At 62.8% G+C, this 13,984-nt stretch carries 11 protein-coding genes; all 11 read right to left on the minus strand.

Annotated elements, in window-relative coordinates; genetic code table 11:
* Nucleotides 1–209: 209 nt before the first annotated feature.
* The 11 genes from IVB26_RS29730 to IVB26_RS29780 all read right to left on the minus strand — a co-directional run bounded on the left by IVB26_RS29730 (nt 210) and on the right by IVB26_RS29780 (nt 13,962).
* The gene (locus tag IVB26_RS29730; RefSeq protein ID WP_247968626.1) at nt 210–1,214 is read right to left on the minus strand and encodes a cytochrome d ubiquinol oxidase subunit II; all 1,005 of its coding nucleotides are present in this window, start codon (nt 1,212–1,214) and stop codon (nt 210–212) included.
* Nucleotides 1,211–2,602, minus strand: coding sequence for a cytochrome ubiquinol oxidase subunit I (locus tag IVB26_RS29735; protein WP_247968627.1), 1,392 nt, complete (start codon nt 2,600–2,602; stop codon nt 1,211–1,213). Before IVB26_RS29735 ends, IVB26_RS29730 begins: the two co-directional genes overlap by 4 nt.
* A 50-nt stretch (nt 2,603–2,652) precedes the next feature.
* Nucleotides 2,653–3,975 carry an NAD(P)/FAD-dependent oxidoreductase gene (locus IVB26_RS29740; RefSeq protein ID WP_247968628.1) on the minus strand — a complete coding sequence of 441 codons (1,323 nt, stop codon included), beginning with the start codon at nt 3,973–3,975 and terminating at the stop codon, nt 2,653–2,655.
* 50 nt (nt 3,976–4,025) lie between these two features.
* Complete coding sequence (locus IVB26_RS29745) at nt 4,026–6,302, minus strand: NADP-dependent malic enzyme (protein ID WP_247968629.1); 2,277 nt, start codon at nt 6,300–6,302, stop codon at nt 4,026–4,028.
* 69 nt (nt 6,303–6,371) lie between these two features.
* A complete protein-coding gene (gene phaP, locus IVB26_RS29750) occupies nt 6,372–6,797 on the minus strand; it encodes a TIGR01841 family phasin (protein WP_247968630.1) in 426 nt (141 codons plus the stop codon).
* 21 nt (nt 6,798–6,818) lie between these two features.
* On the minus strand, nt 6,819–7,211 hold the full coding sequence (locus tag IVB26_RS29755) for an acyl-CoA thioesterase (RefSeq protein WP_247968631.1): 393 nt from the start codon (nt 7,209–7,211) through the stop codon (nt 6,819–6,821).
* Between the two features lie 3 nt (nt 7,212–7,214).
* Nucleotides 7,215–7,940, minus strand: coding sequence for an acetoacetyl-CoA reductase (phbB, locus tag IVB26_RS29760; RefSeq protein WP_247968632.1), 726 nt, complete (start codon nt 7,938–7,940; stop codon nt 7,215–7,217).
* Nucleotides 7,941–8,046: 106 nt separating this feature from the next.
* Complete coding sequence (locus tag IVB26_RS29765) at nt 8,047–9,219, minus strand: acetyl-CoA C-acetyltransferase (protein WP_247968633.1); 1,173 nt, start codon at nt 9,217–9,219, stop codon at nt 8,047–8,049.
* A gap of 39 nt (nt 9,220–9,258) precedes the next feature.
* Nucleotides 9,259–10,590 carry a dicarboxylate/amino acid:cation symporter gene (locus tag IVB26_RS29770; protein ID WP_247968634.1) on the minus strand — a complete coding sequence of 444 codons (1,332 nt, stop codon included), beginning with the start codon at nt 10,588–10,590 and terminating at the stop codon, nt 9,259–9,261.
* A 47-nt stretch (nt 10,591–10,637) separates the two neighbouring features.
* Entirely contained in the window at nt 10,638–12,380 is a 1,743-nt protein-coding gene (gene lpdA, locus IVB26_RS29775) for a dihydrolipoyl dehydrogenase (protein WP_247968635.1), read from the minus strand.
* A gap of 16 nt (nt 12,381–12,396) precedes the next feature.
* Complete coding sequence (locus IVB26_RS29780) at nt 12,397–13,962, minus strand: dihydrolipoyllysine-residue acetyltransferase (RefSeq protein ID WP_247968636.1); 1,566 nt, start codon at nt 13,960–13,962, stop codon at nt 12,397–12,399.
* Nucleotides 13,963–13,984: the final 22 nt, after the last annotated feature.

Consider the following 13,984-nt stretch of genomic DNA (forward strand, 5'->3'; position numbering starts at 1 on the left):
CAAGTCCACGTTGCAAGGCCAGGGCATATCCGAGCCAGGAAGCGGCTGCGACCAAGGCAAGGGCAGCTGTTCCGCGAACAAGCCAACGCATGGAGCTGGACGCCGTCGAACCGACTTCACCGCCCCTTTTGATGTTCACGGGGAATGGAAGCTCCGTCATCTTGTGAACCAGAACAAACCGAGGAGCATGGGCCATGGCAAAGGATGGCTCACGCATAATCTAACTCTATGGTTTTGCCTCGGAATACGCGATAGGAAAATCCGGTATAGGCGATGATGACGGGCAGCGTGAGGCAGACCCCGATCAGGATGATCTTGAGCGAATCCGGGCTGCTGGCGGCGTCCCAGACCGTGAGCCGGTCGATCACCACGAAGGGATAGATACTGTAGCTGAGGCCGAGAAAGCTGAGCAGGAAAACGAGCACGAGCAAGGCAAACGGCAACCAGCAGAGCGCGCCACGCACTGCAGGTGAGCCGAGCAACACGCGGACTGCCACGAGCGCGATGGCTGCGGTCATCGGAATCGATGCGACGGCGATGATCGCCGGCAAGGTAAACCACCGCACGCGGACGGTTTCACTAATCCAGGGTGTCGCCATCGAAATCAGGATCAGGCCGATGACCATGGGCGGCCAGGCAATCTTGCTCCACGCGATCGCCTTGCTCTGCAGTGCGCCATCCGTCTTCATCACCAGCCAGGTGGCGCCAAGCAGCGCGTACGCCATCGGCAGCGCGACGGCGATGGCGCCGGCAAAGATCGGATAGTTCCACCCCTCTCCGAAGCCGCTGATATAGCGGCCGAGCATCCAGCCCTGACAGACCGACGCGAGCATTGAGCCGGCGATGAACAGCCGGTCCCACATCGCCTTCCGGCTGGCCCTGGCCTTGACCCTGAAATCGAAGGCCGCGCCGCGCAGGATCAGGCCGACCAGCATGAGCGCGGTCGGCAGGTACAGTTCCGACAGCACCAGCCCATGCGCTTTGGGGAAAGCAATCAGGAGCAGCCCAACGCCGAGCACCAGCCAGGTCTCGTTGGCGTCCCAGAACGGGCCGATGGATGCGACCATCGTATCGCGCTCCTTGGGTGTCGCCCGGTGCATCAGCATGCCGACCCCGAGATCGTATCCGTCACTCACGACATAGACGAGCAGCGACACGCCCATCAAGCCGATGAAGATGAGCGGCAGCAGTTCATCGAACGACATCGAGGTCATGCGAATTCTCCCTCGCGCTGATATGGCTGCGGCTCCCCTGGCAGGGCGGCCGACGTACTCGCGTACGACTTCTTGTCGGCAGTCTCGGCCATATATTTGAGGACGCCGATATAGGCGGCGAGCAGCACCAGATAGAGCGCGACATAGACGACGAATGTCACAGCGATACTCGATGACGGCACGCGTGAAGCAACGTCAGCGGTCCGAATGAGACCGGAAACGATGAAAGGCTGCCGGCCAATCTCCGTAACGTACCATCCGGCAATGGTCGCCACCCAGCCGGCAAAGGTCATCCCTGTGAATATCCCGAGCATCGACTGCGGCATTTTCGCGAAATCCCAGCCATCGCGCCAATGCCGCCACAGACCGAGCCAGCTGACCAGCAGCATCAGGATGCCGGCACCCACCATGATCCGAAATGACCAGAACAGCGGCAGGACTGGCGGATGCGCCGAGGGAAACTCATTCAGCCCTTTGAGCTCCCCTTCGGGATCGTGCCGGAGGATCAGGCTAGCAAGCTTCGGTATGCCCAATTCGAAACGATTTGTCCTCGCCGCATCGTCCGGGATCGCGAACAGCAGCAATGGCGCCCCTCGGGTCGTTTCCCAGATGCCTTCGACCGCCGCGATCTTCTGCGGCTGATGCTTCAGCGTATTGAGCCCGTGAAAGTCGCCCGCCACCATCTGCGCCGGTGCGGCCAGCGCGGCCAGGATAAGCCCGGTCCGCAGCACCCGTGACGCACTAGCCGTGGCGACGCCTTTCAGCAGCTGCCAGGCGCTGACGCCGATCAGCAGGAACGCACAGGTCAATGTGGACGCCAGTATCATATGGACCAGGCGATACGGGAAGGACGGATTGAAGATGATCTCCAGCCAGCTGCGCGCATGAAACTGACCGTCCACAATGTCGTATCCGGCAGGCGTCTGCATCCACGAATTGAGCGCGAGGATCCAGAATGCGCTCATCAGCGTGCCGAAGGCGACGAGGATGGTCGCACCGAGGTGAACCATCTCGCCGACCCGGCGATGGCCGAACAGCATGACGCCGAGAAAGCCCGCTTCCAGGAAGAAGGCGGTCAGAACCTCATAGCCGAGCAACGGGCCGGCGATGTTGCCGACACGCTCCATGTAACCCGGCCAGTTGGTGCCGAACTGGAAGCTCATGGTGACGCCGCTGACGACGCCAAGCGCGAAAGTCAGGGCGAACACCTTGGTCCATTGACGGTAAGCGCGAAGCCAGTCGATCTTCTGCTGCGGATCGGTCGCGCGCAGATACTTGAACCTGAAAAACAGTAGCACCCAGCCGAGCGCAATCGAAATCGACGGGAACAGGATATGGAACGTGATGTTGCCGGCGAACTGCATGCGAGCAAGGAACACGGCGTCCATCGACATTCCTCCGGGTTCACGCAGCACCTGCTACGTGAATGAAATGCGCCTCAATGCAGCTTCACATGCGGTTCGGTGCGCCGGGTGATCAGCCGGGCCAGCGTGTCGAGCGCGACCTTGACCGAACCATGCAGCGCGTGTTCGTGCATCTTGTAGAGTGACAGGTACATCATCCGCGCGAACATGCCTTCGAACACGAGGCTGCCGCCCACGAGCGCGCCCATCATCGAGCCGACCGTGCTGAATTCGCCGAGCGATACCAGTGAGCCGAAATCCCTGTAGCGATAATCCTTCAGCGGCTCGCCCCGGAGATGGCGCGGAATCTGGGAATAGAGATGGGACGCCTGCTGATGCGCCGCCTGCGCGCGCGGCGGGACGTTGCCGCGCTCACCCCATGAGCAGGCCGAGCAATCGCCGATGGCAAAAATGCCGTCGTCGCGCGTCGTCTGCAATGTCGGCCGGACCACCAGCTGATTGATGCGATTGGTCTCCAGGCCGGCGATATCCTTCAGGAAATCGGGCGCTTTGACGCCAGCCGCCCAGACGATCAGTTCGGCAGGGATCGTGCGACCGTCGGTCAGGCTCACCCGGTCGGAGCCGACTTCGGACACCTTGGCGCCGGTCAGCACATTGACACCCAGTCTGGCGAGCAGGTTCTCCGTCTCTTTCGACACACGTTCGGGCAGCGCGGGAAGCACGCGATCAGCAGCTTCAATCAGCGTGATCCTGATGTCCTTCTGGGGATCGACCTGGTCGAGGCCGTACGCCACCACTTCGCGTGTCGTCCTGTGCAGTTCGGCCGCGAGCTCCACGCCGGTCGCGCCGGCGCCAATGATTGCGACCTTCAACTGGTGTAATCCCAGAGGCGCAGATTGGGCATGCGCGCGAATGCAGGCATTGACCATGCGTTCATGAAACCGCCGCGCATCAAGCTGCGATTCCAGCTTGATGGCATGATCAGCAACACCGGACGTGCCAAAATCGTTGTTCTGGCTTCCAACGGCCACCACGAGGACGTCATAGTCGAATATTCGCTTCGGAGTGACTTCCCGGCCTTCCGAATCGAGATAGGGCGCCACCAGCACCTGCCGCTTGTCCCGGTCGATCCCGATCATCTCCCCGATGCGGTAGCGGAAGCCGTGCCAATAGGACTGCGCGAGATAGTCGACCTCGTGAGCCGAGATATCCATGCTGCCGGCTGCAATCTCGTGCAGCTTCGGCTTCCACACATGGGTGCGGTTTCGCTCGATCAGCGTGATGTCGAACTTACCTTTGCGTCCGTATTTGTCGCCGAGGCGCGTCGCGAGTTCCAATCCGCCGGCTCCGCCTCCGACGATCACAATCCGGGGTTTTCCCAATTGCGGCTTACTCATGATGGCCTCGACCAAGCGCGCTCACAACCCGCCCAAGCATATCCTCCGGATCAGGCCCTCTCGGACACTGCATCCGCGACCGCGACCGCCGCCATGTTCACGATTCGCCGAACCGTGGACGATGGCGTGAGGATGTGGGCCGGCTTTGCCGCGCCGAGCAGGATGCCGCCGACCGTCAGTCCCTGGCCCGCCGCCATCCTGAGCAAATTGTAGGAGATGTTGGCGGCGTCGAGATTCGGCATCACCAGCACGTTCGCGGGCCCCTCGAAACCAGACTCCGGGAACTCGTGGTGCAGCACCGACGGCGACAACGCCGCGTCGCCGCGCATCTCGCCTTCGACCGCGAGATCGGGGGATCGTTCGAGAATAATCGCCCGCGCCTCGCGCATCTTGTGCGCATCCGGGACCGCGGAGCTTCCGAAGCTCGAATGCGACAGCAACGCGACCCGAGGGGTAATGCCAAATCGGCTCACCTCCGACGCCGCCATCAATGCGATGTCGGCAACCTGCTCGGCGGTCGGATTGAGATTGCAGTGGGTGTCGCAAATGAACAGCTGATGCTGCTGCAGGATGAGCATCTGCATCACGGCGAGCGTCCGCAGGCCGTCACGCGTGCCGATCACGTTGCGGATCGCCGTCAGGTGATCGGACGTCCTGCCGATGACCCCACACAGCATCGCGTCGCCGAGCCCCCTTTCGAGAAGGATCGAGGCGAGCACAGTCGCGTTGCTGCGCGTCTCGGAAAGCGCCAGCGCCGCTGACACTCCATCACGCTTCCTGCGCCCGTGGTAGACATCCGCACATTGGGAATAGACCTCTGAATCGAGCGGATCGATGATCTCGCAGTCGCTCCCTGGTCTGAGTCGGAGACCGAAAGACCTGATCCGCTCCTCGATGGTCGACGGCCGGCCGACCAGCAACGGCTTTGCGATCCGCTCGTCGACGACCACCTGTGCCGCGCGCAGCACGCGCTCGTCTTCACCCTCGGCCAGAATCAGCGACTTTCCGCTTTCCTTCGCCACCGAGAACACCGGCTGCATCGCGTTGCCGGAATGGTAGACGAACCGGCTCAGCTGCTGGCGATAGGCTTCCATGTCCGCAATCGGGCGCCTGGCGACGCCGCTGTCCGCCGCAGCCTTGGCAACCGCCGGGGCCACGACCTCGATCAGCCGCGGATCGAGCGGCTTTGGAATGAGATAGTCGCGGCCAAAGCGCAGATTCTCCCCCTTGTACGCGACAGCGACCACCTCGGGCACTTCCGCCATCGCGAGATCTGCCAGCGCACGCACCGTCGCAAGCTTCATCTCCTCATTGATGATCGTCGCTCCGCAGTCGAGCGCGCCCCTGAAGATGAAGGGAAAGCAGAGGACGTTGTTGATCTGGTTGGGGTAGTCCGAGCGCCCGGTGCCGAGGATCGCATCGGGGCGCACCGCCAAAGCGTCTTCCGGCATGATTTCCGGGATCGGATTGGCCATGGCGAAGATCAGGGGATCCCGCGCCATCCTCTTGACCATGTCCTGGGTCAGCACATTGCCGGCCGACAGGCCGAGAAAGATATCCGCGCCGTCGATGATTTCGTCGAGCTTTCGCGCTTCCGTTTTCACGGCATAGCGCGCCTTGTTGTCGTCCATGCCTTCGGTACGGCCGGCATAGACGACGCCCTTCGCGTCCGTGACGATGATCCGGTTTTGCGGCAGACCGAGACTGACGATGAGATCGAGACACGCCAGCGCCGCAGCGCCGGCGCCCGAGCACACCAGCTTCACGTCAGCGATATTCTTCTTGACTAGCTTCAATCCGTTGAGGATCGCCGCCGCGGCGATGATCGCAGTGCCGTGCTGATCGTCATGGAAGACCGGAATCTTCATGCGCTTGCGAAGCTGCTGTTCGATGTAGAAGCATTCCGGCGCCTTGATGTCCTCAAGGTTGATGCCGCCGAAGGTCGGCTCCATCCTGGCGATGGTTTCGATCAGCGCATCGGGATCCTCCTCGGCAAGCTCGATGTCGAAGACGTCGATGCCGGCGAACTTCTTGAACAGGCACGCCTTGCCTTCCATGACGGGCTTGCCCGCAAGCGCGCCGATATTCCCAAGCCCGAGCACAGCGGTGCCGTTGGTGACGACGGCTACGAGATTGCTGCGCGCGGTCAACTGGTCGGCCTGCAGGGGATCCTTGGCGATGACCAGGCAAGGCTCGGCCACGCCGGGAGAATAGGCCAGCGACAGATCGCGCTGAGTCGCCATTGCCGTGGTCGGAACCACCGAAATCTTTCCCGGCCTCGGCAGGCGGTGATATTCGAGTGCGGCTTCCCTCAGATTCTGATCCATCGTATTCCCCGATTTTACCCTATTCGTTAGGCAGATTGCGCCGCGCCTGCGAGATGCGGCAGTCGACCTCTAGGTGCTGCCGCCCTTTGTGCGCATCGCGGCCATACCCTCCTCGAAACGCCGCCGCAGTATGTCGATCGTCTGCTTCTGCTGTTCGGTCGCGATCTGAGCGAGTTGGCGCATGTTGGCGAGGGCCGTCTCGAAGCCTTGCCGGGCGATCTCGGTGCGCCTTCCCACCGCGGCCTCGTTGCCGGCTTCGGCAGCGATCGCCGTCATCGTTTCCTGGAAGACCTCCGCCTGTCGCGCCATCAGGTTTCGCCAGCTCTCATAGGGCGAGCGGTTGACCTCGATCAGGGCGTCAATGTTCTTCTTTTCCATGTCGAGCAACGCCTTCATATCGACGCCGCTGATCTGGCAGGATTCTACGAGCTTGGCGAAGTCGACCCCCGGAAGGCCCCAGTCGGCGGCGCCTGCTTTCGGTTTGCTGTCGGACATTTCCCTCTCCTTCATTGGTCGTTACTGGTCAGCTTGAGTGGGCGGGATGGGCGCAGGTCGTCCCTCGGCATCGAGCGCGACGAAGGTGAAGATGCCTTCCGTCACCTTCACACGGTCCCCCAGGCGCCTGCGCAGCGCCCAGGCCTCCAGGCGAATCGCCAGCGACGTGCGCCCGACACGCTCGGGCGACGCGTACACGCAGAGGACATCCCCGACATGGACCGGCTTGATGAAATGCATCGCCTCGATCGCCACCGTCGCGACGCGGCCTTGCGCGCGCTGGCCGGCATGAATGCCGCCCGCGATGTCCATCTGCGAAAGCACCCAACCGCCGAAGATGTCGCCGCTCGGATTCGCGTCCGCCGGCATGGCCAGCGTTCGCGTCGTGAGATCCCCTCGTGGCTGGATCGACATGGCTCAAACCATATGCTGGCCGCCATTCGCCGAGATCGTCGATCCCGTGATGAAGCCGGCATCATCAGACGCCAGGAACACGACGGTACGCGCGATCTCGTGCGGCTCGCCCAGGCGCCCGACTGGGATCTGCGGCAGGATGTTCTTGGCCACCACCTCCGGGTTGATCGCCTTGACCATCTCGGTGGCGATATAGCCCGGGCAAATCGTGTTCACGGTGATGCCGGCTCGCGCGCCCTCCTGGGCCAACGCCTTCACGAAGCCGATGTCGCCCGCCTTGGCGGCGGAGTAGTTGACCTGCCCCATCTGGCCCTTCTGGCCATTGATCGAGGAGATGCAGATCACCCGACCGAACTTGCGCTCACGCATGCCCTCCCACACCGGCCGGGTCATGTTGAACAACGAGTTCAGATTGGTGTTGATGACCGCGTACCACTGCTCCGGCGTCATCTTGTGGAACATGCCGTCCTTGGTGATCCCGGCGTTGTTGACGAGCACATCCACCGGACCAAGGTCGGCTTCGACCTGCTTTAGGCCGGTGGCGCAGGCCTCGTAGCTCGACACGTCCCATTTGTAGACGTTGATGCCGGTCTCGGCCTTGAACTTGGCGGCCGCTTCGTCGTTGCCGGCGTAGCTCGCGGCCACCTTGTAGCCGGCCGCCTTGAGAGCAACCGAGATGGCTTCACCTATGCCGCGCGTTCCGCCGGTCACCACCGCAACTCTGGACATGATCCCTCCTGTAATTGGCTCGTCTTGTTTTGCCTCGGCTCTCGCGAACCTCGGTTTCTCGCGGACGGCGCGCGCCGCCCGCGCTGTTTTGCGGATTAAGTCAGGCCTAACGTTCCACCGTCAGGGCGACGCCCATGCCGCCGCCGATACACAGCGTGGCAAGGCCCTTCTTTGCGTTGCGCTTCTGCATCTCGAACAGAAGCGTCGTCAGCACGCGCGCGCCGGAGGCCCCGATCGGATGGCCGATGGCGATGGCACCGCCGTTCACATTCACGATCGACGGATCCCAGCCCATATCCTTGTTGACGGCGATGGCCTGCGCCGCAAAGGCTTCGTTGGCTTCGACGAGGTCGAGGTCCTTGACCTTCCACCCGGCCTTCTCGAGCGCTTTTCGGGAAGCAGGGATTGGCCCCGAGCCCATGACGGCGGGATCGACGCCCGCGGTCGCCCAGGAGACGATCTTGGCAAGCGGGGTAAGACCACGCTTGGCGGCTTCGTCCGCGCTCATCAGAACCAGGGCCGCTGCACCGTCGTTGAGGCCCGACGCATTGCCCGCGGTCACCGAGCCTTCCTTGTTGAACGCCGGCTTCAGCTTGGCGAGCGCGTCCTGCGTCGTGCCGGGACGGATGTATTCGTCCTGGTCGACGACGACGTCCCCCTTCCTGGTCTTGACGGTGACGGGAACGATCTCGTCCTTGAAGCGGCCGGCCTTCTGAGCATCCTCGGCCTTGTTCTGCGAGCCGGTCGCGAACGCGTCCTGTTCTTCCCGGGTGATCTGCCATTTGGCGGCGATGTTCTCCGCCGTGACGCCCATGTGATAGCCGTGGAACGCATCCAGCAGGCCATCCATCAGCATGGAATCGACGAACTTGACGTCGCCCATCTTGGTGCCGTTGCGCAGGTGCGACAGGTGCGGAGCCATCGACATGGATTCCATGCCGCCGGCGACGATGACCTTGGCATCGCCATTGGCGATCTGCTGCAGGCCCAGAGCGACCGAGCGCAGGCCCGAGCCGCAGAGCTGGTTCATGCCCCACGCCGTCTTCTCCTGCGGAATACCGGCTGCCATCGCGGCCTGCCGTGCCGGATTTTGCCCCTCGCCGCCGGCGAGGACCTGGCCGAGAATGACTTCGTCGACCTCTTCAGGAGCGACTTTGGCGCGCTGGAGAGCACCCTTGATCGCCACAGCACCGAGTTCATGGGCGGTCAGCGAACCGAATGCCCCATTGAAGGAACCTACCGGCGTTCGCGCGGCGGACACAATTACGACCTCAGTCATCACCAACTCCCTGTTTGTTTCGATTCAAAGATCCGAACGTCAAATACCCCTTCCCTCCGACACCGCGGTCTCGAAGTCGGTCGGGTCGATGTCGCGCTGGAGTCCGAGGCGCAGCTTGTCGCGATCGAGCTCGCCCTCCCACCAGGCCACCACCACGCAGGCGACGCCGTTGCCGCACAGATTGGTCAGCGCACGGCATTCGCTCATGAACTTGTCGATGCCGAGCACGATTGCCATGCCGGGAAGCAGTTCTGGCCTGACGGCCGCGAGCGTGCCCGCCAACGTGATAAAGCCCGCACCCGTGATACCCGAGGCGCCCTTCGACGTGAGCATGGCGACGATGAGAATCGTCATCTGCTCGCCGAAACTGAGCTGCACGTTCATCGCCTGGGCGATGAACAGCGTGGCCAGCGTCATATAGATGTTGGTGCCGTCGAGATTGAAAGAATAGCCGGTCGGGACGACCAGGCCGACAACCGGCTTGGAGCAGCCAAGCTTCTCCAGCTTTTCCATCATTTGTGGCAGCGCGCTCTCCGAGGACGACGTGCCGAGCACGATCAGCAGCTCATCTTTGAGGTATTTGAGGAACTGGAAGATGGAGAAGCCGGCGAAACGAGCGATCAAACCCAGCACGACGAACACGAAGAGCAGCGCGGTCAGATAGAAAGTGGCGATGAGTCCGGCCAGGTTACCCAATGCCTGCGGGCCGTACCGCCCGATCGTGTAGGCCATCGCACCGAAAGCCCCGATCGGCGCGGCCTTCACCACGATCGAAATGACGCCGAACATCGCGTGCGCGACGTCGTCGATAAAGGAGCGCACGGTGTGAGCTCGTTCGCCGAGCCCCATCAGTGCAAAGCCGAACAGGATGGCAAAGAACAGGACCTGCAGGATTTCGCCCTGGGCAAACGCGCCGACCACGGTGTCCGGAATGACATGCAGGACGAAATCGACCGATTTCATCTCGCTCGCCTGCTTGGCATAGCCGGCGACTGCTGCGGCGTTCGATTGCCCCTGAAAGCCTGCCCCCGGTTGGATAACGTTGCCGACGATCAGGCCCAGCGCCAGCGCAAGCGTCGAGACGATCTCGAAGTAGATCAGCGCCTTGACCGCAACCCGTCCGACTTTTTTGACCTCCGAGATGTGAGCGATGCCGGACACGACCGTGCAGAAGATGATCGGCGCAATCGCCATCTTGATGAGCTTGACGAAGCCGTCACCCATCGCCTTGATCCACTCGTTCTTCCCGAGTTCGGGCGAAACCCAGCCGACGATGATGCCGAGCACGATGGCCGCGATCACCTGAACATAGAGAATTCGGTAGAATGGCTTCTTCTGCGTCGTCACTGTCGCGGCGATGGTTCCAGACATCTTTTCCTCCATGGTCTCGCTGCGGCCGCCCGGATCGGCAACCGGCTTTATCTCTTCTTCTGCGGCGGCAGATCGGTGCAGTGGCCTTCGAACACCTCTGCCGCCATGCCGATGGACTCGCCGAGCGTCGGATGCGGATGAATGGTCTTTCCGATGTCGGCAGGCTCGCAGCCCATCTCGATCGCAAGGCAGATCTCGCTGATGAGATCGCCTGCATGCGTGCCGACGATGCCACCGCCTATGACGCGGTGGGTCGTCGTATCGAACAGCAGCTTCGTAAAACCCTCGTCGCGGCCGTTGGCGATGGCACGGCCGGATGCCGCCCAGGGGAAGACCGACTTGCCGAACTTGATGCCTTCGGCCTTGCACTGGTCCTCGGTCTTGCCCGCCCAGGCGATTTCGGGATCGGTATAAGCGACGGACGGAATCTGCCGCGCGTCGAAATACGACTTTTCGCCGTGCGCGACCTCGGCGGCGACATGCCCCTCATGCACGGCCTTGTGCGCCAGCATCGGCTGGCCGACGATGTCGCCGATCGCAAAGATATGCGCGACGTTGGTGCGCATCTGGTTGTCGACGTTGATGAAGCCGCGCTCGGTTACGGCAACACCGGCCTTTCCGACGCCGATCTTGTTGCCGTTCGGGCTTCGGCCGACCGCCACGAGAACGAGGTCGTAGACCTGCGGCTCCGCAGGCGCCTGCTCGCACTCGAACCTCACCTCGATCCCGGCTTCGGTTGCCTTCGCGCCGACCGTCTTGGTCTTCAGCATGACCTTGTCGAATCGGCGCGCGTTCATCTTCTCCCAGACCTTGACCAGGTCACGGTCGGCTCCTTGCATCAGGCCGTCGAGCATCTCGACGACATCGATGCTCGTGCCGAGCGTCGAATAAACCGTCGCCATTTCGAGGCCGATGATGCCGCCGCCGATTACCAGCATGCGCTTGGGGATAGATTTCAGTTGCAGCGCACCGGTCGAATCGACGATCCGCGGATCTTCGGGAAGGAACGGCAGCTTCACGGCCTGGCTGCCCGCAGCGATGATGGCCTTGGCGAACTTGACCGTCTTCTTGCCAGCCGCGGTGACCACTTCAACGTGATGCGGATCGAGGAAAGTACCGATGCCGGTCACGACCTCGACCTTGCGAGCCTTTGCCATGCCGGCAAGGCCGCCGGTCAGCTTCTTGATGACGCCGTCCTTGAACCCGCGCAGCTTGTCGAGATCGACCTGCGGCGCACCGAAGGTGATGCCATGGGCGGGGAGATGCTTGACCTCGTCGATCACGGACGCCGTGTGCAACAGCGCCTTGCTCGGGATGCAGCCGACGTTGAGACAGACGCCGCCGAGCGTGTCGTAACGCTCGACCAGCACGGTCTTCATGCCGAGATCGGCAGCGCGGAAGGCGGCGGAGTAGCCGCCGGGGCCCGCACCCAGCACAAGCATGTCGCATTCGAGATCTGCCTTGCCCGCATGGGACGCGGCGGCGGGTGCGACGGGTGGCGCCGCTGCGGCCGGCGGCGATGCCGCGGCCGGCGTTGCTGCAGCCGCGGCTCCCGCCGTCTCCAGCATGAGGATGACAGATCCCTCGCTGATCTTGTCGTCGACCTTGACCTTGACTTCCTTGACGATACCGGCGTGCGAGGACGGGATCTCCATCGACGCCTTGTCGGACTCGACCATGATGAGGCTGGTGTCGACCGCGACGGTCTCGCCGGCCTTCACCAACACCTCGATGACAGCGACATCCTTGAAGTCGCCGATATCGGGAACCTTGACTTCGATCTGAGCCATACTGCGCTCCCCAACCTCAGAACATCACGCGCCGCAGATCGGCGAGCACATTGGCGAAATAGACGTTGAAGCGCGCGGCCGCCGCACCGTCGATGACGCGGTGATCCCAGGACAGCGACAGCGGCAAGGTCAGACGCGATGTCCAGGTCTTGCCGTCCGCCGAATGCTGCTTCCAGTAGCCCTTGCAGACGCCCATGATCGCGACCTCGGGCGCGTTGATGATCGGCGTGAAATAGATGCCGCCGATGCCGCCGAGCGAGGAGATCGAGAAGGTGCCGCCCTGCATCTGGTCGGGCTTGATCTTGCCCTCGCGCGCCAGCTTGGCGAGCGCGTTCATCTCGTTGGCGATGTCCGGTATCGATTTCTTGTCGGCATCGCGGATGACTGGCACCATCAGGCCGTTCGGCGTGTCCGCGGCAAAGCCGATGTGCCAGTAATTCTTGTAGACGAGCGTGTCGCCATCGAGGCTGGCGTTGAATTCCGGAAACTTCTTCAGCGCAGCGACGGCTGCCTTCACCATGAAGGGCAGCAGCGAGAGCTTGACGCCGCTCTTCTCCAGCTCCTTGTTCATCTTCACCCGGAACTGCTCGAGTTCGGTGATATCGGCCTCGTCATGCGTGGTGACGTGCGGGATCACGACCCAGTTGCGGTGCAGATTGGCCGCCGAAATCTTCTTGATGCGGCCGAGCTCCTTGCGCTCGACCGGACCAAACTTGGCGAAATCGATCTTGGGCCAGGGCAACAGATCGATGCCGCCAACGCCGCTGCCGCCTGCTGCCGCAGGCTGCGGCTTGGCGGGTGCGGCCCCGCCCCTGGCGAAGGCCTCGACGTCCTCGCGCTGGACACGGCCATGATTGCCTGTACCCTTGACCTTGCCGAGATCGACGCCGAGTTCGCGCGCTAGCTTGCGGACTGCGGGGCCCGCATAGGCGAGCGCAAAGGCCTTCTCGTCCACCGCACCGGCCTGCGCCGCGGGGGCCGCGGCAGGTAACGTTGACGCAGGTATCGGCGCAGCAGCTGCTGGCGCAGCCACCGCCCCCTCGCCGGTTGCGAGCACGAGAATGACCGCACCCTCGCTGACCTTGTCACCGGTCTTCAGCTTGATCTCGCGCACGGTACCCGAGAGCGGCGCCGGGACTTCCATCGTCGCCTTGTCCGACTCGAGCGCAATCAGCGGATCCTCCGCCTTCACGCTGTCGCCGGGCTTCACGAAGATCTCGATGACCGGGACGTCCTTGAAGTCGCCGATATCAGGAACGCGCACCTCGGCGACGCCGGCCGGCGCGCTGACGGGTGACGGCGGAGCGCTGACGACCGGCCGCGCCTCGGCCAGCTCGCCTCCTGCGCCATCGAACTGCACGATCACCGTGCCTTCGCTCACCTTGTCCCCGACCTCGACGACCACCGATTTCACCACGCCTTCACGAGGCGACGGCACCTCCATGGTCGCCTTGTCGGATTCCAGCGCAACCAGCGGATCCTCAGCCTTTACCTTGTCGCCCGGCTTGACGAAAACTTCGATCACCGGCACGTCCTTGAAGTCGCCGATGTCGGGAACCTTGATGTCGATCAGACCACTCATCGCTCTGCCCTCGGCTCGCTGT

The organism is Bradyrhizobium sp. 195, from assembly GCF_023101665.1.
Taxonomy (GTDB): domain Bacteria; phylum Pseudomonadota; class Alphaproteobacteria; order Rhizobiales; family Xanthobacteraceae; genus Bradyrhizobium.